Origin of the sequence: Bradyrhizobium sp. AZCC 1588 (assembly GCF_036924735.1) — a bacterium.
GTDB lineage: Bacteria > Pseudomonadota > Alphaproteobacteria > Rhizobiales > Xanthobacteraceae > Bradyrhizobium.
This window is the reverse complement of the sequence record NZ_JAZHSC010000001.1, coordinates 5570902-5593704: the sequence shown is the minus strand read 5'-3', so window position 1 is coordinate 5593704 and position 22803 is coordinate 5570902. Positions and strand designations below refer to the sequence as shown.

At 60.9% G+C, this 22803-nt stretch carries 19 protein-coding genes; 15 read left to right on the top strand and 4 right to left on the bottom strand.

What is annotated here, in order from left to right:
• Window positions 1–19 precede the first annotated feature (19 nt).
• From V1277_RS26035 to V1277_RS25995, 9 genes are all read left to right on the top strand, one after another.
• On the top strand, window positions 20–1378 hold the full coding sequence (locus V1277_RS26035) for a formimidoylglutamate deiminase (RefSeq protein ID WP_334418762.1): 1359 nt from the start codon (window positions 20–22) through the stop codon (window positions 1376–1378).
• Window positions 1375–2127 (top strand): histidine utilization repressor, encoded by a 753-nt coding sequence (hutC, locus tag V1277_RS26030; RefSeq protein ID WP_334376231.1) that lies wholly within the window; start codon window positions 1375–1377, stop codon window positions 2125–2127. The genes V1277_RS26035 and hutC overlap by 4 nt, the downstream gene beginning before the upstream one ends.
• A gap of 102 nt (window positions 2128–2229) precedes the next feature.
• Window positions 2230–3174: an ABC transporter substrate-binding protein gene (locus V1277_RS26025; protein ID WP_334418761.1), complete on the top strand. Its 945-nt coding sequence runs from the start codon at window positions 2230–2232 to the stop codon at window positions 3172–3174.
• A gap of 86 nt (window positions 3175–3260) precedes the next feature.
• Complete coding sequence (locus V1277_RS26020) at window positions 3261–4034, top strand: ABC transporter permease (RefSeq protein ID WP_156795989.1); 774 nt, start codon at window positions 3261–3263, stop codon at window positions 4032–4034.
• Window positions 4031–4816, top strand: coding sequence for an ABC transporter ATP-binding protein (locus V1277_RS26015; protein ID WP_334418760.1), 786 nt, complete (start codon window positions 4031–4033; stop codon window positions 4814–4816). The genes V1277_RS26020 and V1277_RS26015 overlap by 4 nt, the downstream gene beginning before the upstream one ends.
• 181 nt (window positions 4817–4997) lie before the next feature.
• The gene (locus V1277_RS26010) at window positions 4998–6281 is read left to right on the top strand and encodes a cystathionine gamma-synthase family protein (RefSeq protein WP_334376234.1); all 1284 of its coding nucleotides are present in this window, start codon (window positions 4998–5000) and stop codon (window positions 6279–6281) included.
• Between the two features lie 98 nt (window positions 6282–6379).
• Complete coding sequence (locus tag V1277_RS26005) at window positions 6380–7468, top strand: mandelate racemase/muconate lactonizing enzyme family protein (protein ID WP_334418759.1); 1089 nt, start codon at window positions 6380–6382, stop codon at window positions 7466–7468.
• 420 nt (window positions 7469–7888) lie between these two features.
• On the top strand, window positions 7889–8341 hold the full coding sequence (locus V1277_RS26000; protein ID WP_334418758.1) for a (2Fe-2S)-binding protein: 453 nt from the start codon (window positions 7889–7891) through the stop codon (window positions 8339–8341).
• Between the two features lie 2 nt (window positions 8342–8343).
• Complete coding sequence (locus tag V1277_RS25995) at window positions 8344–10662, top strand: xanthine dehydrogenase family protein molybdopterin-binding subunit (protein WP_334418757.1); 2319 nt, start codon at window positions 8344–8346, stop codon at window positions 10660–10662.
• Between the two features lie 71 nt (window positions 10663–10733).
• Here V1277_RS25995 and V1277_RS25990 read toward each other — a convergent pair whose 3' ends face one another.
• Window positions 10734–12464, bottom strand: a complete 1731-nt coding sequence (locus V1277_RS25990; protein ID WP_334418756.1) for a methanol/ethanol family PQQ-dependent dehydrogenase — start codon at window positions 12462–12464, stop codon at window positions 10734–10736.
• A gap of 67 nt (window positions 12465–12531) precedes the next feature.
• Window positions 12532–13125: a QcrA and Rieske domain-containing protein gene (locus V1277_RS25985; protein WP_334418755.1), complete on the bottom strand. Its 594-nt coding sequence runs from the start codon at window positions 13123–13125 to the stop codon at window positions 12532–12534.
• 586 nt (window positions 13126–13711) lie between these two features.
• Between V1277_RS25985 and V1277_RS25980 the strand changes: the two genes are divergently transcribed.
• Window positions 13712–15022 (top strand): ABC transporter substrate-binding protein, encoded by a 1311-nt coding sequence (locus tag V1277_RS25980; protein ID WP_334418754.1) that lies wholly within the window; start codon window positions 13712–13714, stop codon window positions 15020–15022.
• A gap of 183 nt (window positions 15023–15205) precedes the next feature.
• Here V1277_RS25980 and V1277_RS25975 read toward each other — a convergent pair whose 3' ends face one another.
• Both V1277_RS25975 and V1277_RS25970 read right to left on the bottom strand, forming a co-directional pair.
• Complete coding sequence (locus V1277_RS25975; protein WP_334418753.1) at window positions 15206–16375, bottom strand: Gfo/Idh/MocA family protein; 1170 nt, start codon at window positions 16373–16375, stop codon at window positions 15206–15208.
• A gap of 132 nt (window positions 16376–16507) precedes the next feature.
• Complete coding sequence (locus tag V1277_RS25970; RefSeq protein WP_334418752.1) at window positions 16508–16930, bottom strand: DUF6766 family protein; 423 nt, start codon at window positions 16928–16930, stop codon at window positions 16508–16510.
• Between the two features lie 201 nt (window positions 16931–17131).
• On the opposite strand from V1277_RS25970, the gene V1277_RS25965 reads away from it, so the two are divergent.
• The 5 genes from V1277_RS25965 (at window position 17132) to V1277_RS25945 (ending at window position 22795) form a co-directional block, all read left to right on the top strand.
• Window positions 17132–17788 (top strand): cytochrome c oxidase assembly protein, encoded by a 657-nt coding sequence (locus V1277_RS25965; protein WP_334418751.1) that lies wholly within the window; start codon window positions 17132–17134, stop codon window positions 17786–17788.
• Window positions 17789–17859: 71 nt separating this feature from the next.
• Window positions 17860–18921: a c-type cytochrome gene (locus tag V1277_RS25960; RefSeq protein ID WP_334418750.1), complete on the top strand. Its 1062-nt coding sequence runs from the start codon at window positions 17860–17862 to the stop codon at window positions 18919–18921.
• Window positions 18918–19922 carry a cytochrome c oxidase subunit II gene (coxB, locus tag V1277_RS25955; RefSeq protein WP_334418749.1) on the top strand — a complete coding sequence of 335 codons (1005 nt, stop codon included), beginning with the start codon at window positions 18918–18920 and terminating at the stop codon, window positions 19920–19922. Before V1277_RS25960 ends, coxB begins: the two co-directional genes overlap by 4 nt.
• On the top strand, window positions 19923–22445 hold the full coding sequence (gene ctaD, locus V1277_RS25950; protein ID WP_334418748.1) for a cytochrome c oxidase subunit I: 2523 nt from the start codon (window positions 19923–19925) through the stop codon (window positions 22443–22445).
• On the top strand, window positions 22442–22795 hold the full coding sequence (locus V1277_RS25945) for a hypothetical protein (RefSeq protein WP_334418747.1): 354 nt from the start codon (window positions 22442–22444) through the stop codon (window positions 22793–22795). The genes ctaD and V1277_RS25945 overlap by 4 nt, the downstream gene beginning before the upstream one ends.
• Window positions 22796–22803 lie beyond the last annotated feature (8 nt).

The window sequence follows — 22803 nt, the reverse complement described above, 5'->3', positions numbered from 1 at the left end:
GTCCAGCCGGTTTCGAAACATGTCGATACTGCATTTCGCATCAGCGCTGCTCCCCTCGGGGTGGGCCGATGACGTGCAGGTGGTGGTGGCGGACCAGACCATCACCAAGGTTACGACCGGCGTGGCGCCGGGACGGCATGACGAACGCCACAAGCTCGCAATTCCCGGCATAGCGAGCCTGCATAGCCATGCGTTCCAGCGTGGCATGGCGGGGCTCGCCGAAACGCGCGGCAATTCCGCGGATACGTTCTGGACATGGCGCGAGACGATGTATCGCTTCGCGCTCGAAATGACGCCGGAAGACGTCGAAGCCGTCGCCACGCTGCTCTATGTCGAGATGCTCGAGCGAGGCTATACGCGCGTGGGCGAATTCCACTATCTCCACCACGACCACGACGGCGCGCCCTACGCCAACCCCGCCGAGATGGCGACGCGAATTGTGCGCGCCGCTGAAATCTCCGGCATCGGGTTGACGCTGCTGCCGAGTTTCTATGCACACAGCTCGTTCGGCGGAGCGACACCACATGCCGGCCAGCGCCGGTTCATCTGCTCGGTCGATCAGTTTGCCAAACTAACTGATGCCACGCGGGCAGCCGTCCGCGCGTTGCCCGGAGCCAATGTCGGCATCGCGCCGCACAGCCTGCGCGCCGTAACGCCTGACGAATTGGCGGCCCTCGCGCCATTGGCCGAAGCCGGGCCGATGCATATCCATGCCGCCGAACAGACCAGGGAAGTCGAGGAATGCATCGCCTGGTCGGGCCGGCGGCCGGTTGAGTGGCTGCTCGAACATGCGCCCGTCGATCAGCGCTGGTGCCTGATCCATGCGACCCATATGACCGAAGCGGAAACCACCGCGCTTGCAAGAAGCGGTGCAGTCGCCGGACTCTGCCCGGTCACCGAAGCCAGTCTTGGCGACGGCATTTTTTCGGCCCGCGAATTCCTCGATGCCGGCGGGCGGTTCGGCATCGGGACGGACTCCAACGTGCTGGTCGGCGTCACCGACGAACTGCGTCAGCTCGAATACGGCCAGCGCTTGAAACATCGCGAGCGCAATGTGCTGTCCGGCGGTCCCGGCCTGTCGACCGGCCGCGCGCTGTTCGACGCCGCGCTCGCCGGCGGGACGCAGGCGCTCGCACAGCCAACTGCCGGCCTGCAGGTAGATGCACGCGCCGACATCGTGACCCTCGACACCACCCATCCTTCGCTCGCCGAACGTCGCGGAGACGCTGTCCTCGACGGCTGGATTTTTGCAGCAGGCGCAGGTGCCGTCGACGCGGTCTGGGCCGGCGGCGCCAAAGTCGTTGAGAAAGGACGTCACAGGCTCCGCGAGAGCGCACGTGAGACGTTCAACGCAGCGGTGCGGAGGCTCGTGGCATGAGCCTCGCCACCGATCGCGGCAAACTCCAATCGGCCGACAAGCCGACGCTGTACAAGCAGATCCGGATCGACATCGAGCGCCGCATCCTGACCGGAGAATGGCCGCCCGGGCACCGCATCCCGTTCGAGCACGAGCTGATGTTGCGCTATGGCTGCTCGCGCATGACAGTGAGCAAGGCGCTGTCGGAACTTGCGCAAGCCGATCTCATCGAGCGACGGCGCAAGGCCGGCAGCTTTGTCCGCCGCCCCACATTTCTGTCAGCGGTGCTCAAGATCGTCGATATCCGCGCAGAGATAGGCGCGCTCGGCCGCAGTTACGGCTATGAGTTGATCCAGTGCTCGCGGCGCACCGCAAACGCCGCCGACCGCGCCCGTCTTGGCGCAGGGAAAACCGGAAAGGTGATCGCGATTGCATGCCGTCACAGCGCCGATGGCGTGCCGTTCGCCATCGAGGACAGGCTGATCGATCTCGACGCCGTGCCCGAAGCGGCTGCGGCGGATTTTGCGGCCGAGCCGCCCGGCTCGTGGCTGCTGCACCATGTGCCATGGACGGAAGCCGAGCATTCGATCAGTGCCATCGTGGCTGACGAACAGGCTGCGGCGGCACTGGATATCGCGATCGGCGCCCCCTGCCTCGTGATCGACCGGCATACCTGGCGCAGCGCCCGACCTCTGACGGCCGTACGCCTGCTCTATCCGGGCGAGTCCCATAAACTGATTGCTCGCTTCAAAGGCGGCTTGGAGGGATAACAATGCACGCAAGATCTGGCACAAGCTATGCAGCAGTTTTGGTAACGGCTTTGCCGCAACCAGTCTGAAGACCAGTCGATGAACCAGCAAAGGGATATAGCCATGCGTAGTTTTGGAATTTTCGCGGCAACGGCCGCCCTCCTGATGGCCGCACCGGCCGCCGCCCAGGACGTGAAGGTCGGCATCGGCATTTCCGGATGGACCGGTTTCGCCCCGCTCACGCTCGCCAATCAGGCGGGCATCTTCAAGAAGAACGGCCTCGATGTGACGATCAAGAAGATCCCGCAGAAAGACCGCCATCTGGCTATCGCGTCGGGCGACATCCAATGCGCGGCGACCACGGTCGAGACCTGGATATCCTGGAATGCCAATGGCGTCGCCACCAAGCAGATCTTCCAGCTCGACAAGAGCTACGGCGCCGACGGCATGGCAACGCGAAACACTATCGCCTCGATCAAGGACCTCAAGGGCAAGACGGTTGCCGCATCCGCGCCCGGCACCTCACCGTATTTTGCTTTGGCTTGGATGCTCAAGAAGAACGGCCTTTCGGTCAAGGATGTCACGATCGTGAACCTGGAGCCGGCGGCGGCGGCACAGGCATTCGTCTCGGGCCAGAACGATGCGGCCATGACCTATGAGCCTTACCTCTCGACGGTGCGCGCAGCGCCGGACAAGGGCAAGATCATCGCCACCACGCTCGACTATCCGATGGTGATGGACACGTTCGGCTGCACGCCGAAATTCCTGACTGAAAACCCGAGAGCTGCCAAGGCGCTGGCCGACAGCTATTTCGAGGCGATCGCCTTGATCGAAAAGGATCAGGCCAAGTCGTACGAGATCATGGGTGCCGACGTAAAGCAGTCCGGCGAGCAATTCGGCAACTCGGCCAAATTCCTGCGCTGGCAGGACAAAGCCGCGAACCAGAAATTCTTCGCGGGCGAATTCCTGACCTTCAACAAGGAAGCTGCAGACCTGTTGCTCGAGATCGGCATCATCAAATCGGTTCCGAAGATCGACGACCTCTTCGACGCAAGCTTCATCAAGTAGTTTTGCGTGTACCACGCCAGTCCCGCTCTCGGTCATGAGAGCGGGACGACGGCGATCACCGCACAGCTTTTTAGGATATGCCTGTGATACGTCCCCTGGATCCCGTGACATCGAGGCAGCGCGCGGCCTATGGCCTGGCGTTCTTCGTGCTTTTCGTTGCCGTGTGGGCTTGGGCGACCTTTGGCGGTTACGTCTCCAAGACGTTTCTCGCCAACCCGCTGACGATGCTGCAGGAGGGTTGGGAGCTGCTGACAAAGCACGGCTTCCTGTTCGACATCGGCATGACGGTCTGGCGTGTCGTCGGCGGCTTTGTGCTGGCGGCCATCATCGCTGTGCCGCTCGGCGTTCTGATGGGGGCTTACAAGCCGATCGAAGCTTTCCTGGAGCCGTTCGTCTCGTTCGCACGTTACTTGCCCGCCTCGGCCTTTATCCCGCTGTTGATCCTGTGGGCGGGCATCGGCGAGTTGCAGAAGCTCCTGGTCATTTTCATCGGTTCGGTCTTCCAGATCATCCTGATGGTCACCGTGACAGTCGGAAACACCAGGCGCGACCTCGTTGAAGCCGCCTACACGCTGGGCGCCAGCGACCGCGGCATCATCAACCGTGTGCTGCTGCCCTCCTCCGCGCCCGAGGTTGCGGAGATCCTTCGACTCGTTCTCGGCTGGGCGTGGACCTACGTCATCGTCGCCGAGTTGATCGGTTCATCGTCAGGCATCGGCCATATGATCACCGACAGCCAGGCCCTGCTCAACACCGGCCAGATTATCTTCGGCATCATCGTCATCGGGCTGATCGGGCTCGTATCGGACTTCCTGTTCAAAGCCTTCAACGCCTGGCTGTTTCCGTGGAAACTGGCATGACCGAACTGAAAATCGATCAGGTCGCCCGCACCTTCCCCGCGCGCCAGGGGCATGCGCCGACACGCGCGCTGGAGCCGATCGACCTCAACGTCCGCAATAATGACTTCGTCACCATCCTCGGCCCTTCGGGTTGCGGAAAATCGACGTTGCTGCGCATCGTCGCCGGGCTTGACCGGCCGACCAGCGGCCGGGTCATTCTTGATGGGCAAGAGGTCGTTGGCCCCGGCGCGGATCGCGGCATGGTGTTTCAGTCCTACACCCTGTTTCCATGGCTGACCGTGCGCGAAAACATCGCGTTTGGCCTGCGCGAGCGCGGGATTTCCGAAGCGGATCGCGGCAAGATCGCCGACGGCTTCATCCAACGGGTCGGCTTATCGGGCTTTGAGAATCATTGGCCGAAGCAACTCTCCGGCGGCATGCAGCAGCGCACGGCGATCGCACGGGCGCTCGCCAACGATCCAAAGATCCTGCTGCTCGACGAGCCGTTCGGCGCGCTGGATAACCAAACCCGCGTGCTGATGCAGGAAATGCTGCTCGGCATCTGGGAACGCGAGCAGAAAACCGTGCTGTTCGTCACCCATGATATCGAGGAAGCGATCTTTCTCGGCAGCCGCGTCATCGTCATGAGCGCTCGTCCGGGCCGTATCAAGGCCGAGATCGCGGTCGATCTAGCCCACCCGCGATCCTACAAAATCAAGACCACGCCCGAATTCGTCAGCCTGAAGGAACGGCTCGTCGAAGAGATCCGCGCCGAGGCATTGAAGGTTGCGGTTCATGCCTGACGATCGAGCACTGCGAAATCCGCTCCGGATGCGGTGAAATCAGTCCCGAATTTTGCTACGCTGATCCCTGATAACGTCAACTGGAGCCGCTGGATGCGATCGCATCCATCACTCCTGATCGCTCGCGATTGCGCACCCCCAACGCAGTGCGGCGTTCCGCATCCCGGCAGGGAGACAGCCCATGGTGAAACCGTTTCCGTCGAAAACCCACATCGGCAACCACATGCTGCATCCGGAAACGCTGATGCTGAACTACGGCTACGATCCGCAACTGTCGGAAGGAGCCGTCAAACCACCGGTCTTCCTGACCTCGACCTTCGTCTTCAGGACCGCCGAAGACGGACAGGACTTCTTCGATTACGTTGCGGGCCGGCGCGAGCCGCCCGAGGGGATGGGCGCAGGTCTGGTTTACTCGCGGTTCAATCACCCCAACAGCGAGATCGTCGAGGACAGGCTGTCGGTGTACGAGCGCGCCGAGAATTGCGCACTGTTCTCTTCGGGCATGGCCGCGATTTCGACGACAATCCTGGCCTTTGTCCGCCCTGGTGACGTCATCCTGCACTCCCAGCCGCTGTATGGCGGGACGGAGACTCTGTTTGCGAAGACGCTTGCGAACCTCTCCATCGGTGCGGTGGGCTTTTCCGACGGCATTGACGAAGCGGCGGTCAGAGCGGCAGCGGGTGACGCCATGCGCAAAGGCCGGCTTGCGATGATTTTCATTGAGACACCGGCCAATCCCACCAATGGCCTGGTCGACATAGCGATGGTCCGCCGGATCGCCGAGATGATCGGCCAAACCCAGGGGAGTACGCCGATCATCGCATGCGATAATACGTTGCTCGGACCGGTGTTTCAGAGACCGATCGAACACGGTGCAGATCTTTCGCTGTACTCTCTGACCAAATATATCGGCGGACATTCCGACTTGATCGCAGGCGCTGCGCTCGGCTCAAAGGCGCTCATGAAGGAAGTCAAAGCGTTGCGAGGCGCGATTGGTACCCAACTGGACCCCCATTCCTGCTGGATGATCAGCCGGTCGCTCGAAACACTGGGCATCCGCATGGAGAAGGCTGACGCAAACGCGCGCCTCGTCGCAGATTACCTGCGCGACCACCCAAAAGTGGCAAAGGTCCATTACCTTGGTCACCACGATGAGGCATCTCCCGCCGGCCGCCTGTTTGCGAGGCAATGCACCGGTGCGGGCTCCACATTCTCGTTCGACATCGTCGGCGGCCAAGCCGCCGCGTTCAAATTCCTCAACGCCCTGCAGATCTTCAAGCTGGCCGTGAGCCTGGGTGGCACTGAATCGCTTGCCAGCCTGCCCGCAAGCATGACCCACTCCGGCGTTCCGGCTGACATCCGCCAAAAAATAGGCGTTCTCGACTGCACGATCCGGCTGTCGATCGGCATCGAGCACCCATCCGATCTGATCGCTGATATCGCGCAGGCCTTGAACGCGACTTAGCAGCACGTTGGGAGGTCGTTCCCGTCTGAGGGCCGCAGGCAATTGCTCTGCCGACAAGATCGATTTAGCGTGCAATGAAAAGACCGGGTGGAAACACAATGGCGCTTATCAAGACAACCGAGGCCGGACTCTACCGGATCCCCCTGCCCGTTACCCTCTCCGACAGCACGCACGGCGAACTCAAAGCTTTCGAGCTGGTGACATGCCGTGTCCGCGATTCCGACGGGGCCGAAGGTGTCGGCTATACATACACCGTCGGCCGCAATGGCGGCGCGATTGCCGACATTCTCTGGCGGGAGATCCCCGAACTGATTGAGGGCCGCGAGGCCGACGACACCGAAGCCATCTGGCATCACGTCTGGTGGAGCTTGCATTACGGCGGGCGTGGCGGACCGCCGGTGCTTGCGCTCTCGGCGCTCGATATCGCCCTGTGGGACCTGAAGTCGCGCCGCGCCAATCTGCCGCTGTTTCGCATGTTGGGCGGCTTCGACGCCCGCGTGCCCTGCTACGCCGGCGGCATCGACCTCGATTTGTCCATCGAGCAGCTTTTGAAGCAAACCGACGACAATCTCGCCAGGGGCTTTCGCGCCATCAAGATGAAGGTGGGCCGCCCCGATCTCGCATCCGACGTCGCACGCGTGCAGGCGATGCGCCAACATCTCGGCAACGGCTTTCCCCTGATGGCGGATGCCAACATGAAATGGACGGTCGAGGAAGCCATCCGCGCGGCACGTGCGCTGCAACCCTACGATCTCACCTGGCTCGAAGAGCCGATCATTCCCGACGATATTGCCGGTCACGCCCGCATCATGGCGGCCGGCGGCGTCCCGATCGCGGCCGGCGAAAACCTGCGAACGCTCTGGGAGTTCAAGAACTATATCGCGGCCGGCGCGGTGTCCTATCCGGAGCCCGACGTCACCAATTGCGGCGGGGTTACGGCTTTCATGAAGATCGCCCGGCTGGCGGAAGCGTTCAATCTACCGGTGACCAGCCACGGCGCACATGACGTTACCGTGCATTTGCTCGCGGCGTGTCCGAACCGTTCCTATCTCGAAGCGCACGGATTTGGGCTCGAAAGTTACATCGAGCACCCGCTTGTCCTCCAGGAAGGCATGGCATTGGCGCCGACGCGGCCCGGCCATGGAATCGCATTCGACTGGAAAGGGTTGGCGCAGCTCGCAAAGTAACGGGACAGGCTAGTCGGCGACGCAGTGCTGATCGCACCGGCCTGTCCGCGAACCCTTGCAAGGCAGGTTCTGCATGACGGCCGGCAGGAAAAATTGGCAGTCGATGAGGGCGGCCCTGCTTTCGTCCAAAATTGAGTGCAAAGACAACACGTTGTGAATTCGATCTGGCGTGCTTTCTGATAGCGTCCGCTAGGCGCCTGTCTCGCCGCGCCGTCCTGTAAACACGGATAAATGTTTAAGCAGGAGGATGGCCCACCAAAATTCAAAGCAAATCGTACAATTCAGCCAGCGGTTGCCAAGCAAGGCCGGCTCTCCGGCCACGCGATCAAACTCGTAAAGCAACGGCGTTGAGCGGTTGGGAAATATGTTCTCGCTCACGTCGAACAAACATCAGCAGCTTATGAAGAGCGAGGAACGATCATGATCAAGGTGAAGATCAATAGCCAAGAGCATAGCTGGGACGGCGACCCGGATCTTCCATTACTCTGGTTTCTCCGCGATGAGGCCGGCTTGACGGGCACGAAATATGGCTGCGGCCAGGCCTTGTGCGGTGCATGCACGGTGATCGTCGACAAGCAGGCCGTCCGCGCCTGCGTCACCTCGGTTTCCGACGTGGTCGGCCGGGAGGTCACGACAATCGAAGGCCTTCATCCCACCGGGGATCACGCGGTCCAGAAGGCCTGGCGGCAACTGAACGTCCCCCAATGCGGCTTTTGCCAGGCCGGCCAGATCATGCAGGCCGCGGCACTCCTCATCGAAAATCCAAAACCCAATCACGACCAGATACGCGAAGCGATGTCGGGCAACATTTGCCGTTGCGGCGCTTATCAACGCATCGAGAATGCCGTGCATCTCGCATCGACGGGGGTGTGACCATGAATATCCTCACCAATCCCAACAAGCTCCGTGGCTTTGAACGGCACATCAAGGTCGACAACGTTTCACGCCGCAGTATCCTGAAGGGCCTCGGGCTGGCCGGCGGTTTTGTGCTCGCCGCTCCCGTGATGTCACGCCCGGGCTTTGCTGCATACCAGACCGGTGCGGACAAGATGCCGCACGGCACCGTGGTGAACCCGCGCGTTTTCGTTTCTATCGCATCCGATGGAATAGTGACGATCGTCGCGCACCGCGCCGAGATGGGAACGGGTGTCCGCACCAGCCTGCCGATGATCGTCGCCGAAGAGATGGAAGCCGACTGGTCGCGCGTTCGCGTCCAGCAGGCGCCTGGCGACGAGGTCAAATACGGCAACCAGGATACCGACGGATCGCGCAGCACGCGGCACTACCTGATGCCGATGCGCCAGATCGGCGCTTCGGCCCGCACCATGCTCGAAACCGCAGCGGCGAAACGTTGGGGCGTGCCGGCGACCGAAGTGAAGGCGATCAATCACGAGGTCGTCCACAATGCGAGCGGACGCCGCATCGGCTTCGGCGAGCTGGCAGCCGATGCCGCCAAGGAGTCGGTACCGAGTGTCGAAGGCCTGAGGCTGAAAGACCCAAAGGATTTTCGCTATCTGGGCAAGGGCCAGATCGGCATCGTCGACGGTCGCGATATCACGGTGGGCGCCGCGCGCTACGGCGCCGACGTTCGCCTGCCCGGCATGAAATATGCCGTCATCGCCCGGCCGCCAGTGACCGGCGGCAAGGTGGTCTCGTTCGACGGGGCGGAAGCGATGAAGGTTTCCGGCGTCGAGAAGGTCATGGAAGTCAGGGGCTGGCCGTGGCCTTCAAAATTCCAGCCGCTCGGCGGGATCGCTGTGATCGCGCGCAACACCGGCGCGGCCATCAAGGGCCGCAACGCGTTGAAGATCGTCTGGGACGATGGCGCCAACGGCAAATACGAGTCGGTCGCCTACCGCGCCGAACTGGAGCAAGCCGCACGGAAACCCGGCCTGGTGGTACGCAAGGAGGGCGACGTGGAGGCCGCCTTGAAGGGCGCCGACAAGGTGATCGTCGGTGAGTACTACGTGCCGCATCATGCCCATGCCAGCATGGAACCGCCGGTCGCGGTCGCGGACGTCAAGGGCGACAAGGCGGAGATCTGGGCACCGGTGCAAAGCGCGGGCGGAACGCGCGAAGACGTCGCCAAGACGCTCGGCATACCCCAGGAGAACGTCACCGTTAACGTCACGCTGCTCGGCGGCGGGTTCGGGCGCAAGTCGAAATGCGATTTCGCCCTCGAGGCGGCCCTGCTTTCCAAGGAGCTCGGCGCGCCCGTAAAGGTGCAATGGACGCGGGAAGACGACGTTCGCAACGGCTTCCTGCACACCGTCTCGGTGGAGCGCATCGAGGCCGGCCTCGACAAGAGCGGCAAGGTGACGGCCTGGCGGCATCGCAGCGTCGCGCCGAGCATCGCCTCGACGTTTGCCGCCGGTGCAAAGCATCAGGCGCCGTTTGAACTCGGCATGGGGCTTGTCGACATGCCCTTCGAGATCGCCAACGTCCAGTGCGAAAATCCGGAAGCGGCCGCGCATACCCGCATTGGCTGGTTCCGCTCGGTGTCGAATATCCCGCGCGCCTTTGCGGTGCAATCGATGGTGGGCGAACTCGCCCATGCCACCAACCGCGATCAAAAGACCATGCTGCTGGAGCTGATCGGCTCTCCCCGGATCCTCAAGCTAGATTCCGTGAAGGACCTCTGGAACTATGGTGAGCCCTATGACAGCTATCCAATCGATACCGCGCGCCTTCGCAAGGTCGTCGAGCTGGTTGCGGACAAGGGCGGTTGGGGGCGGTCCGTGCCCAAGGGCCACGGGCTCGGCATTGCTGCGCACCGCAGCTTCGTCAGCTACATCGCGACCATTGTCGAGGTAGCTTTCGACGACAAGGGCAAGCTCACCGTGCCCCGGGTGGATACCGCGATCGATTGCGGAACCCACGTCAATCCGGAGCGAATCCAGGCGCAGATGGAAGGCGCTGTAATCATGGGCATGAGCTTCGCCAAGTATGGCGAGATCACTTTCAAGGACGGCAAGGTGCAACAGAGCAATTTCGACGATTTCCCGGTAATTCGGATCGACGAAGCCCCTGCTGTGACCAACGTCTATATCGCGCCTGCCGGCCCCGACACGCCGCCCAGCGGCGTTGGCGAGCCAGGGCTGCCGCCCGTTGCGCCGGCGCTGATCAACGCGATCTTCGCCGCGACCGGCAAGCGCATCCGCGCGCTGCCGATCGGCAAGCAACTTGAAGCCTGAGGCGGGTTAGCCTGTTGCAGCAAAAGAGCGGCGGGCATCTCGTCCGCCGCTCTTCTTTAGATTATCGCCAGTTACTTCTTGACGGCGAACACCCAGACGACGCCGCCCTGGGGCACGTTATTCTCAAGACCGACATTGTTCTGGGTCACCAATGAGTCCTGGATGCGCTGCGCGTCTACGCCCCAGCCCGACTGGACAGCGATATACTGAGTCCCGTCCACTTCGTAAGCAACCGGCATACCCACGATGCCGGAGTTGGTCTTCTGTTCCCAAAGCAGTTCGCCTGTCTTGGCATGAAAGGCGCGGAACATCCGGTCATTGGTACCGCCCACAAAGACGAGATCGCCCGCGGTCGCCGTCACCGAACCAAACAGCTGCGATCTGGGGAAATTGTGCGACCAGACCTTCTTTCCCGTGCCCGGATCCCAGGCCTGCAGCTCGCCAAAATGAGTGGCGCCGGAGCGAACCTTCAGGCCGATATCTTCGGGCTTGGTCCCGAGCCAAAGCTGACCGGGAACCAACGGCACCTTCTCGCCGGTAAAGCCGCCGCAGAAATTCTCGTTGGCCGGAACATAGACAAAGCGGGTCTTCGGACTATAGGCCGCCGACGGCCAATCCTTGCCGCCCCATAATGACGGACAGAAGTCAACCCGCTTGCCCATAACTGGCTTGTGAGCCGGATCGACAATCGGCTTGCCCGTCTCGGGCTCAATGCCCTTCCAGACGTCGGTATAGACATAAGGCCAGCCGGCTACATACTTGATGCTGTCCGGCTTGCGCTCGAGTACCCAGAAGATCGCGTTGCGTCCCGGATGGATGAGGCCCTTGAAGATGCGTCCATCCCTCTGCACGTCGACCAGCATTGGTGCTTCCACCTCGTCCCAATCCCAGGAATCGTTTTGATGGTACTGGAAATAGGTTTTGATCTTGCCGCTATCCGGGTCGAGCGCTAGCACCGAGGTTGTGTAAAGATTGTCGCCGGGGTGAGTATCTCCCGGCCAAGGCGCGGCGTTGCCAACGCCCCAGTAAATGGTCCTGGTGTCGGGATCGTAGTTGCCCGTCATCCACGCAGAGCCGCCACCCGTTTTCCAGTCGTCGCCGCTCCACGTTTCGTTGCCAGGCTCGCCTTTTCCGGGAATGGTGAAGGTCCGCCACAACTCTTTGCCGTCATTGGCATCATACGCGACGACATAGCCCCGCACGCCGAATTCGCCGCCGGCGGCCCCGACGATAACCTTTCCGTCGACAATCAGCGGCATCAGAGTCAGGTACTGGCCCTTCTTGTAGTCCTGGACTTTGGTATCCCAGAGGACCTTGCCCGTTTTGGCATCGAGCGCGACCACATGGTCATCCGTTGTAGCCAGATACAGCTTGTCTTGCCACAATCCCACCCCGCGGTTGGTCGGATGCAATTGGAAGAGATCGTCGGGGAGCTGGCGTTTGTAACGCCAGTACTCATCGCCTGTCTTGGCGTTGAGGGCGATCACCTGACCCATTGGGGTCGAGACGAACATCACGCCATTGTTTACGATCGGCGGAGCCTCGTGCCCTTCAATCACGCCGGTCGAGAAGGTCCACACCGGTACCAGATCTTTCACGTTCGAGGTGTTGATCTGATCGAGCGGGCTGTATCCCTGGCCGTCATAGGTTCGGCGATAGAGCATCCAGTTGCCGGGTTCCGGGTTCTTCAGGCGATCGGCTGTCACCGGAGTGTATTTCTCAATCGGGCCGGCAAAGGCACCGATTGAAAACAGGCACGTGGACGCGACAAAGCTCGACAATAGCCATTGCTTCATGGTCATAGACGCTACCTCCCGTTTGTTTCTTCATCTTTCTTGGTGGTTGTGCGGCATTTGATGCGGGCTGCGATCACCCTCCTTGCTGTGCTCCTACCTTTCCAACGAATGTTCCAGCGACGGTGAGCGAACCGTCAGCTATCGCCAACGGAAGTGCCGCAAGGCGTCGAGGCGCCGGTCCAAACACCACTTGCGCGTTTTGCCGGGGGTCGAACTCGGAATTATGGCAAACGCATTTGAGCACGTCTTTTTCGCCCTGCGCCGCCTTCCCCCAGGCAGTGATAGGGCACCCGGCGTGGGTACAAATCACCGAATACCCAACGATGCCGTCAGCCGACCTCGCGCGCGTGTCGTCATCAAGTTCGGCCGGATCAAGTTTTACGACCACCACCTCATTCAACCGCGAGCCTTTTCGGACCACCGAGGTCGTGGGATCCTTTGGCCAAGCGCGCACGAACGGTCCGCCGGGCGTTAGATTCTCCGGCTTGATCACCTCACCCGCATGATCCCCCTCGGCGAAGACCAGGACGTCGGCTTTTTGCGGTCGCAGGTCGCTGCCAGGGGCGTCCTCCTCGGCAGCGGACGGTCTGGGCGCTGCTGCGTGCACCGCGGTGGCAAGAGCGGTCAGGATAATCGTGCGCCGGGTCTGATCTGAAGGCGATGACATTTTCGTCTCGCGTTCTGCATTGATGCCATCGGGCGATGGTGTAGTGCGTAAGTGGATTCAGATATCACAAACTGAAAGGGCGAACCCGACCAAAAAGAGGCAGCGGACAAATTGTCACGTGCAGCCTTCCTGTTTTCACACCACTCGGATTGTCTGACCCAATCGCAGCAAATTGCATTTTGCCGTGTTCCAGGCGCTGCGCGAGATCGGCAAGCCTTCGCCGCCCGAAAGCGGGCAGTCAGTTCGAACGCAACCTCGGTCAGTCCACCGCAATCGCCCTCGACTTGGCGTTCAATGCAGTCGTTTGCTCTTGGTGATCGCCGCGCCAGTGCTAGTTATCATCAACATCGGATTCTCCCGATACACGAAAATGCACGCGATGGTCTCCCTGCTCCACACCCCGTCCTCTACCAGACTTTGCGGTGAACCCTGCCCTCGCGCCTGCCCAGCCGCACGTTTGCACTGCCATAAGCACCCCATGACGAGCATGCGCGCAGGTTGACTTCTCGCGGTATTCTCCAAATACTTGACTGAAAACCTGGAAGAACCAGTCCCGGCGATAATAATAATTCAGTGGGAGGAGACGATGCCGACTTCACGCAGAACACTGCTGAAGACTTCTGCGGCGGCCGCCGCGGCATTCAGCTTCGATTGGACCCGCGCGCAGGCACAAGCCGAGACGGTGCGCATCGGCCTGATCTACGACTTGACCGGCCCCTTTGCCGCCGGCGGGTCGGTCGCCTCCTCGATCGGCGCGCAGATTGCCATCGATCTCGTCAACGAAAAGGGCGGCATCGGCGGCAAGTACAAGGTTGTCCCTGTCGCTGCCGATTCCCAGAGCAAGCCAGATGTGGCGATCAATGAGGCCAATCGCCTGATCGACCAGGAGAAGATCGACATCATCAACGGCGTCTATGCGAGTTCGCACGCGGTTCCGCTCTCGGCCAAGGTCGAACAGCAGAAAAAGATTCTCTGGATCACGACTGCGGTTTCGACTGCCGTGTTCAAGGACAAGAACCTGCAATACGTCTTCCGCGCACAGATTCATTCCGACCAGTATGGCCAGGCCTTTGCGAGCTTCATCACCGAGCACGCCAAAGCCAAGCTCGGCATGGAGCCCAAGGACGTCAAGGTCGCGCTGATACACGAGGATGGCCCATACGGGGTCGGTGTTGCCGTCGCCGACGAAGCCTATGCGAAGGAGGCCGGCCTGCAAGTCGTGCTCAAGGAAGGCTATTCGGCATCCGCCCCCGACCTGTCGGTGCTGGTGACCAAGATCAAGCGCGCCAGAGCTGACGTGATTTCCCATGCCGGATACAATCCGGATATCACTCTTTTCCTGCGCCAGGCGCGCGAGAACGGCCTCAAGTTCAAGATGCTGTTCGGCGCCGGCGCAGGCTACAGCCAGCTCGACAAGTTGCGCGCGACCTTCGGCGCGGACATCGACAACTTCTGCAACATCGATCCGGTGCCGGCGCAATTGCTTGATCCCGCGAAACTCGCGCCCGGCATCGGCGATCTCACCAAGGTCATGGTCGCCCGCTACAAGGAAAAAACCAGCGCGACCGACGTTCCGCCGCATTGCTCGATGGGTTTCAACCAGACCTGGATCCTGCTTAACAACGTGCTGCCCGTGGCCAAGGAGAAATACGGCGGCTTCGATCCCGAAGCGGTTCGCAAGGCGGCACTCGACGTGGACATCCCGCCGGGCGGCACTATCCAGGGCTACGGCGTGAAATTCTATCGGCCCGGCACGCCGCTCTCCGGGCAGAACGAGCGCTCGACGCCGGTCGTGATGCAAAATGCCGGCGAGCATATCTCGGTGGTCTGGCCCACCAACATCAGGACGCGGGATCCGGTGTTCCCGCTGCCGAAGTCATCGGTCTACGCGGCGTAAGTCATCTTTCACCCTCTCCCCTTGTGGGAGAGGGTGGCTTCGATGCTTCGCATCGAAGCCGGGTGAGGGGTCTCTCTCCGCGAGTGAACCTCTCGCAATTGAGTCAGCGGATAGTACCCCTCATCCGCCGCGCTGCGCGCGCCACCTTCTCCCACAAGGGGAGAAGGAAGAGAGGGGTCGCCACTAAAGCGTGACGCGCCGTCCCTCCTCAGCCGCCCAATAGCCGGCGTAGTTGACCTTGATCGTCTCAAAGGCCAGCGCCAGATCGGAGAGCGGCTGCCGGCCGCTGGCGACGCACTCCATGAAGTCCTGGATTTCCTGCGTATAGCCGCGCGTCCATTCCTCCTCGAGGCAGACATATTGCCAGCCGGTCTTGCGGTCGACCTTTTCGGTGATGTAGACGCCGGCGAGCTTCTCTTCGCTGGTCTGGTAGCTCATCATCTGCGTGTTCGGCGTGATGTTGGCAAACAGCGAGCCGCCGCTGGTATAGGTCTCGATCAGGTTGCGGACGCCGCCCATGATCATGTCGCCGGAAAATACCGTCGCCTTGGTGCCGTCGGAGAAGGTCACCGTGAGCATGCCCCAATCCTCGACGTCGACCGGATTGGCCTTGATGCAGGTGCGCTCCTCCGGTTTGAGGATAGCCGTGACATTGCCGACGTCACACGTCACGCTCGCAACCCCGATCGTCTCGCCGCGAGCCTTTGCCTCAACCTGCTTGAGATAAAGCACCGCCGAGAGCGGATGACATCCCATCCGGATCAGCGAGCCGCCGCCGGTCATCGCCCATTGCGCGGCGTGCGCCGCGTGCGAGCCGGAGTGGCTCTCCTCCCCCTTCATGAACAGGATTTTGTCTTTCGTGGCCTTGAGGATCTCGACTGTCTTGGTCACCGCCGGCGCGTAAATCCAGTCCTCCGCATACATGAAAAGCTTGCCGGTCCTGTTGATCGCCGCGCGGGTCTCCGCCATTTCGTCCAGCACGCGCTCATACATCAACGCCTTCGGCACATGTTTACCGATCGGCGCCTTGTCGCCATCCCGGCCGAAATAGCCGGCGAACGGCTTTTCGCAGATGACGTGTTTGCCGGCCTGCATCGCATCGATAATCATTGAAGTGTGCAAGTTGGGCGGCGTGCAGATGTCGATCACATCGATCTCACTGTCGGCGATCAGATCGCCAAAGCTGCGGTGCACCGCCGGGATCTGGTGACGATTGGCAAACTCGAGGACATAACTGCCCCTCGCTGCAACAGCCCTGACCTCGACATCCACGCCATAAACGCGCCGATAGGCATGCATGTGCAGCTCGGACACGAAGCCGCAGCCGGCCAGACCGATCCTGATTTTCGCCATTGCGGATACATCCCAGGTTGTCGTTAATCGGGATCGTACAACAGGGAATCAGGGCGAGTCACTCTCTTGCCGAGAGCGGTGCCGTCTCACATGAGACGGCCCGCGGCTGGGTGCGGCCGCCCGACGGTGGGCTCAGCTATGTAGACGCTCCAGCTTCCGTACAAAGCCGGAGTCCGTATGACGCCCTTCATATTCGTCATCGATTTCCTTCAGGAGGCTGTCGCCTTTCTTCGGCTCCACAGCAAGCAATATAGCGTCGATCTTGGCCTCTATCCGGTCCTCACCCTCCTTGGATTGCGGCGAGCCGACGTGCAACAAAATGGCCAGACCGGCGACCTGCCAAAGCAACTGCAAAAACTCAGATTGCCAGTTCTCCAGCATGTCACGCATCATCTGCATGGTGTAGTCGCTGATTTCAACTGGCTGCTTGAGCGCAAGCTGCTCGTTGGCGTAGGTATACCAACCGAATATCCAGTGACCGGTCAGCGTGATCAGAAATAAAGCCCCAGTAACCCAAGCGAACCCGTACCGCGTCCAGATCGATCTCCGAGCCATATCATGCTCCTGCTTCGCGTCTGCGAGCCATGAACGCCGCATCTTTCAATGCCGTTTTGTTCCGTAAGTTCCTTTAGGTGCGCTGCTGCTGCTGCTGCTGCTGCGCCAAGCGCCGCCGCGCGAAGGGGAACATCTTTGGGAACTTAGACTTGATGCTTTGATGCCCGTTGAGGGCGATAAGCCAGACGGTTGAACGTCCGGATGACCAGTCCCGCCATCGCGAGCGCTACTGCCGTTCTCTTGACTGGGGCGGCGGTGCTTTTGGTTTACGATCTTGGTCATTTCTCGACCCATATGATGCTGCATATCGCGTCGATGAATATCATCGCGCCCTCGGTCGCCGCGCTGATCGTTGCTCGCCGCCCCATCGGCGGCACCCGACCAATCTGGCTCTGGACTGCGACTTTCCTTCAGATTGTTCTGCTCTGGACGTGGCATTCCCCCGCGGTCCATCACCTTCTCCTCCAGTCTCCGGCGGCTGGTTTGACGTTCCACGCAGCTCTATTGCTAGCTGCGCTCTTCTTCTGGTTGTCCCTGCTGACAACGTCCGCCGCATCGCGGTGGCAGACAATTCCGGCGCTCCTGCTTACTGGAAAACTGACATGTCTGCTTGCGGCGCTGCTCATCTTCGCGCCGAGAACACTTTATGGATTCACGGGCCATCTTGCTGACGCTCCTGGACATTTCTCATTGCATTACGCGCTGGAGGATCAACATCTAGCCGGCCTGCTCATGATCACAGCCTGTCCACTCAGCTATCTGGTCGCGGCCGTGATCATCACCGTGCAGTTAATAACACGCGCGGAGATGTCGGCAGCAGCTCCCATGCCGGACGGCAGGCTCCCCATCGGGCGTTAGCGATGTCCCTGCTTTCACGCCCACGCCTGATACGAAGCATCCGTTTCATTCTCTATGGCCTCATCGCAATCGTGCTCGGCGGCTTTCTCTTCGCATGGTCCGGTCTTTACAGCGTTGCGGCAAGTCGTGGCCATTTCGCACTGACCAACGCCATTCTTACATTCGGAATGCGTAATTCCGTAAAGACTCATGCGCTTGGCATCGAGGCCCCGCAAACCTACAGCGACGATCTTTCGGCACTCGGCGCCGCTCATTTCCACGATGGATGCGCCTATTGCCACGGCGCACCAGGCGTTCCGACCGATCCGATCGCGCAAAGCATGTTACCTTCCCCACCTGAGCTTTCGAAGGCGGTGCGGGATTGGCGCGACCGGGAGCTGTTCTGGATTGTCAAACATGGCATCAAGTACACCGGCATGCCGGCCTGGGTCGCGGCACAGCGCGACGACGAAGTATGGGCGATAGTCGCATTTCTCAGGAAACTTCCCACCCTTGATGCGGCGGGCTATCGCGAATTGGCGCTTGGCGGCTTGTCAATTCGGCCGCAGATTGGGAGAGAGATCGCCACCACCGAGGATACGTCGGAGGCGATGAGCGCCTGCGCGCGTTGTCATGGTGCGGACCGCCGCGGACCCAAGAGCCACCTGGTACCGGTGCTGCACGGCCAGCCCGCCGAGTTTCTGATTGCGGCGCTGGAAGACTTCGCCGTGGGCCGCCGTGCGAGCGGCATCATGCAGCCGGTGGCAAGCGGGCTCTCTCCCGCCGAACGCGAACGGGTGGCACGCTACTATGCAGGGCTTGCGCGGCCGGGCGCGCCGAACCGATTGGAGAACGCTGCGGCCGTCGAGCGTGGGCGCGAACTCGCGACGCGGGGGGATCCGAACGCAAAAATTCCTGCATGTATGGATTGTCACAGCGCGTCCGCGCTCAATGTCTATCCGCGTCTCTCGGAACAGCATGCCACCTACATCGTCAATAGGCTGCGGAACTGGAGGAAGGGAATCACATCCTCCTCAGCAACCGATCCGATAATGGCGCCTATCGCCCGGTCTCTAAGCGAGCAGCAGATCGACGATGTCGCGGCCTATTTTGCGTCGACAAGCGCGTCGGCTTCGAAAGAAGAGAAGCAATGATACAGGCCCGACCATTCTGGTACCTGTTCGGCGTCTCTATACTTCTCGGCGGCTGTACCAGCGATGTTCAATCGGTGATGAATCCGAGCAGTCTCCAGGCAGTGCGGATTGCTGAAGTAGCCTGGTTTCTGTTCGGGTTCGGGACATTCGTGCTCGTCCTCGTGATCGTGACGTTGTTGCTCGCCATCCGCGGGCCATTGCGAGCACGCCAAGCGCTGGCGCGAGAGAGCACCGTGATCTGGCTCGGCATCGCATTTCCTGCCGTAACGCTGACGGTGCTTCTGGTCTATGGCGTTTGGGTGACGCGTTCGCACCTCAACCTGCCCCGCGGTGGCAGCAACGTCAGCATCGAGGTGGTCGGAGAGCAATGGTGGTGGCGCGTCATGTACCACGCCCCTACTGGTCCACAGATTGCCAGCGCCAATGAAATTCGTATTCCGGTTGGATCTCCGGTCACATTGAAACTCAAGGCGGCTGACGTCATTCACAGTTTCTGGGTGCCGAACCTTGGTGGAAAGGTCGACATGATCCCGGGGCGCATGACCCAATTGCAGCTCACAGTCGATCGCCCGGGGATCTATCGCGGACAATGCGCCGAATATTGCGGCGGGCCTCATGCCCTCATGGCCATGGACGTGATCGCTATGTCTTCATCCGATTATGCGGCCTGGCTCAAGCGCGCGGCGACGGTGCCCGCGACGCCCGAGACCGACATCGGCCTGCACGGAAGATCGATCTTCCTCGCGGCCGGCTGCGGCGCATGTCACACTGTGCGCGGCACCGCTGCCGCAGGCTCGGTTGGTCCGGATCTGACGCACATCGGCGCGAGACGCTCAGTCGGCATCGATACCCTGCCGCTGACCCGCGAAAACCTGATGCGCTTCATTGTCGATGGCCAGCACGTCAAGCCCGGAAATTTGATGCCTGAGTTTCGCGTCCTGCAGCCACAGCAACTGGAAGCGCTTGTCTCCTACCTTCTGAGCCTCAAGGCAGCAGACTAGATGGTTGACGCAGCCTCCTACCCAAACACATTACCCCGGCCAAGCGAGGAACTGGCTCAGCTCGAAGCAGTATGGGCTATGCCTAGAGGCTGGCGTATTGTCACTGACGTCAACAACACGGTGGTCGGCCTTTTTTATGCCGCTACTGCGGTTCTGTTCTTCCTGCTGGCCGGCATTCTCGCACTGCTGATGCGCCTTCAGCTCGCGGTGCCTAGCAATACCTTTCTCAGTCAGGAAGCCTACAATCAGATCTTCACGATGCATGGCACCGTGATGATGTTTCTGTTCGCCGTTCCCGTCGTCGAGGCAATGGGTATACTTTTGCTTCCCCAGATGCTCGGTGCGCGCGACCTGCCTTTTCCGCGACTCGGCGCTTACGCGTTCTGGGCCTATCTGGTCGGCGGACTGATCTTCTTCAGCACGTTGTTCTTCGACCTCGCGCCATCGGGCGGCTGGTTCATGTATCCGCCGCTGACCAGTTCGCGGTTCTCGCCCGGACCGGGGGCGGACTTCTGGCTCCTGGGTATTGGTTTTATCGAGATCTCAGCGATCGCCGGTGCGATAGAAATCATCGTCGGCGTGCTGCGCACCCGGGCGCCCGGCATGACCCTCGACCAGATGCCGATGTTTGCGTGGACGATGCTGATCTTCGCCGGCATGATCGTCTTCGCATTCCCGGCCGTGATCCTGGCCACGCTGCTGCTTGAGCTGGAACGCGCGTTCGACTGGCCTTTCTTCATCGCCGCGAGGGGCGGCGATGCGTTGCTCTGGCAGCATCTTTTCTGGTTCTTCGGACATCCGGAAGTATACATCATTTTCCTGCCGGCTGCCGGCATGGTGTCGATGATCGTGCCGACCATGTGCGCTACACCACTTGTGGGCTATCGGCTTATCGTCGTGGCGCTGATCGCAACCGGCTTTTTCAGCTTCGGCCTGTGGGTCCACCACATGTTCACCACCGGGATTCCGGCGCTGTCGCTTAGTTTCTTTTCGGCCGCCAGTATGGCGGTGGCGCTACCCAGTGGAATTCAGGTTTTTGCGTGGATCGCGACAATCGCATCAGGCCGCTTACGGTGGACAACGCCGTCCCTGTTCGTGCTGGGCTTCCTCTTGATTTTCAGCCTCGGCGGCCTCACTGGCGTAATGGTCGCGATGGTCCCGTTCGACTGGCAGGCGCACGACACCTATTTCGTGGTCGCGCATTTCCATTACGTGCTGGTCGGCGGAATGGTGTTTCCGCTGTTCGCCGCATTTTACTACTGGGCGCCGGCATTTAGCCGTGTGGCACTGTCCGAGCGACTTGGAAAGTGGATCTTCTGGCTGATGTTCGCGGGCTTCAACGTCGCGTTCTTTCCGATGCACCTCACTGGCCTGAAGGGGATGCCGCGGCGCGTCTATACCTATCCGGCAGTTATGCAATGGGACGTGCTGAACATGATCTCCACGATCGGCGCCTTTCTGCTTGCCGCCGGCATTGCCATGTTTCTGGTCGACATGATTCGAAGCCTGCGTCCCGCCATGGCGAAAACGGCCGGCAATATTTGGGGAGCAGCAACCCTCGAGTGGCTGCCCAATAATGTCTATGGGCTGCGCAGCATTCCGGCCGTCACCAGTGCATATCCGCTGTGGCATCATCCGCAGCTAGCTAGGGAGATCGAAGACGGACGGCATTTCTTGCCCGGCTCTATCACCGGTCTGCGCGAAACCATCGTCACCTCGCCTTTCGATGCGACGCCGCAATACCTGCTCCGCCTTCCCGGCCCGGGCTGGCCGCCGCTTTTGGCGGCGGTACTCACGGCTGCCTTCTTCATGCTGCTCACCGTCAAGGCGGTGGTGCTCGCGCTGATCTGCGGGCTGCTCGGAATTGCGATGACGGTCGTGTGGATGTGGGGTAGCGACTTGAAGCCGCTGCCGTCAGTCGATATCGGAGCGGACCTCAAACTCCCAACCTATGCAACCGGTTCGTTGTCGCATGCCTGGTGGGCCATGATCGTCCTGTTATTGGTCGCCGGTTCGCTCTACCTCTCCTATGTGTTTTCCTACCTCTATTTGTGGACTGTCTCACCGCAGGTTTGGCCGAGGCTTTCAGCGCTTGCGCCGATCGCATACCCTGTCGTATCGGCTTTGCTGCTTGTTTTTGGCAGTGCAATCCTCGAAATCGCCCGACGTGTTTTGCTTGGCCGGTCTCGCAGCAGTGGCGCTTTCGTAGGACTTGCCGGGCTCGCTGCGGTCGCGTTGACCTGCGCACTGGTGATCGACGTGCTCGCGCAATGGCGGGCCGGGCTGCGCCCGGAATCCGATGCGCATGGTGCTATGGTCTATATGGCCGCCTTCCTGCAGGGGCAGTTGACCCTTGCGGTTCTAGCCATGACGGGATTTGCGATTGCGCGGAGCTTCGCTGGCCGCCTTGATCGGAAACGACGCGTGGTCTTCGACAATCTGGGCCTGCTATATCACTACACGGTCGGCCAAGGCCTGCTGGGGCTTCTCCTCGTGCACGGATTTCCGAGGCTTGCAGGATGAGCGACACTTTCAAGCCATCCCTCGGCAATCTTCTGCCGGTGCTTGCTCCGCCCCTTATCTGGTTTCTGCATCTGACGACCGTCTATGCCGCCGAAGCGCTGATCTGCATTGGACCAGCGGCCGCAGCGGCTACCATGATGGCCTGGACGATTGCTCTTGCCACTGCCGCAGCTTTAACCGCCCTCCTCCTGACGGCATGGACGCTCTATCGTGGTGGTAATGCCCGGCACACCCAGAGCCTCGGCAGCTCTCGGTTCCTGCATGGCGTATCGCACCTTCTGATCCTGCTTTCGCTTCTTGGGATCGGGTGGACGATCCTGCCGGCTATCTTTCTGCCCACTTGCGCATAGATTCCCAA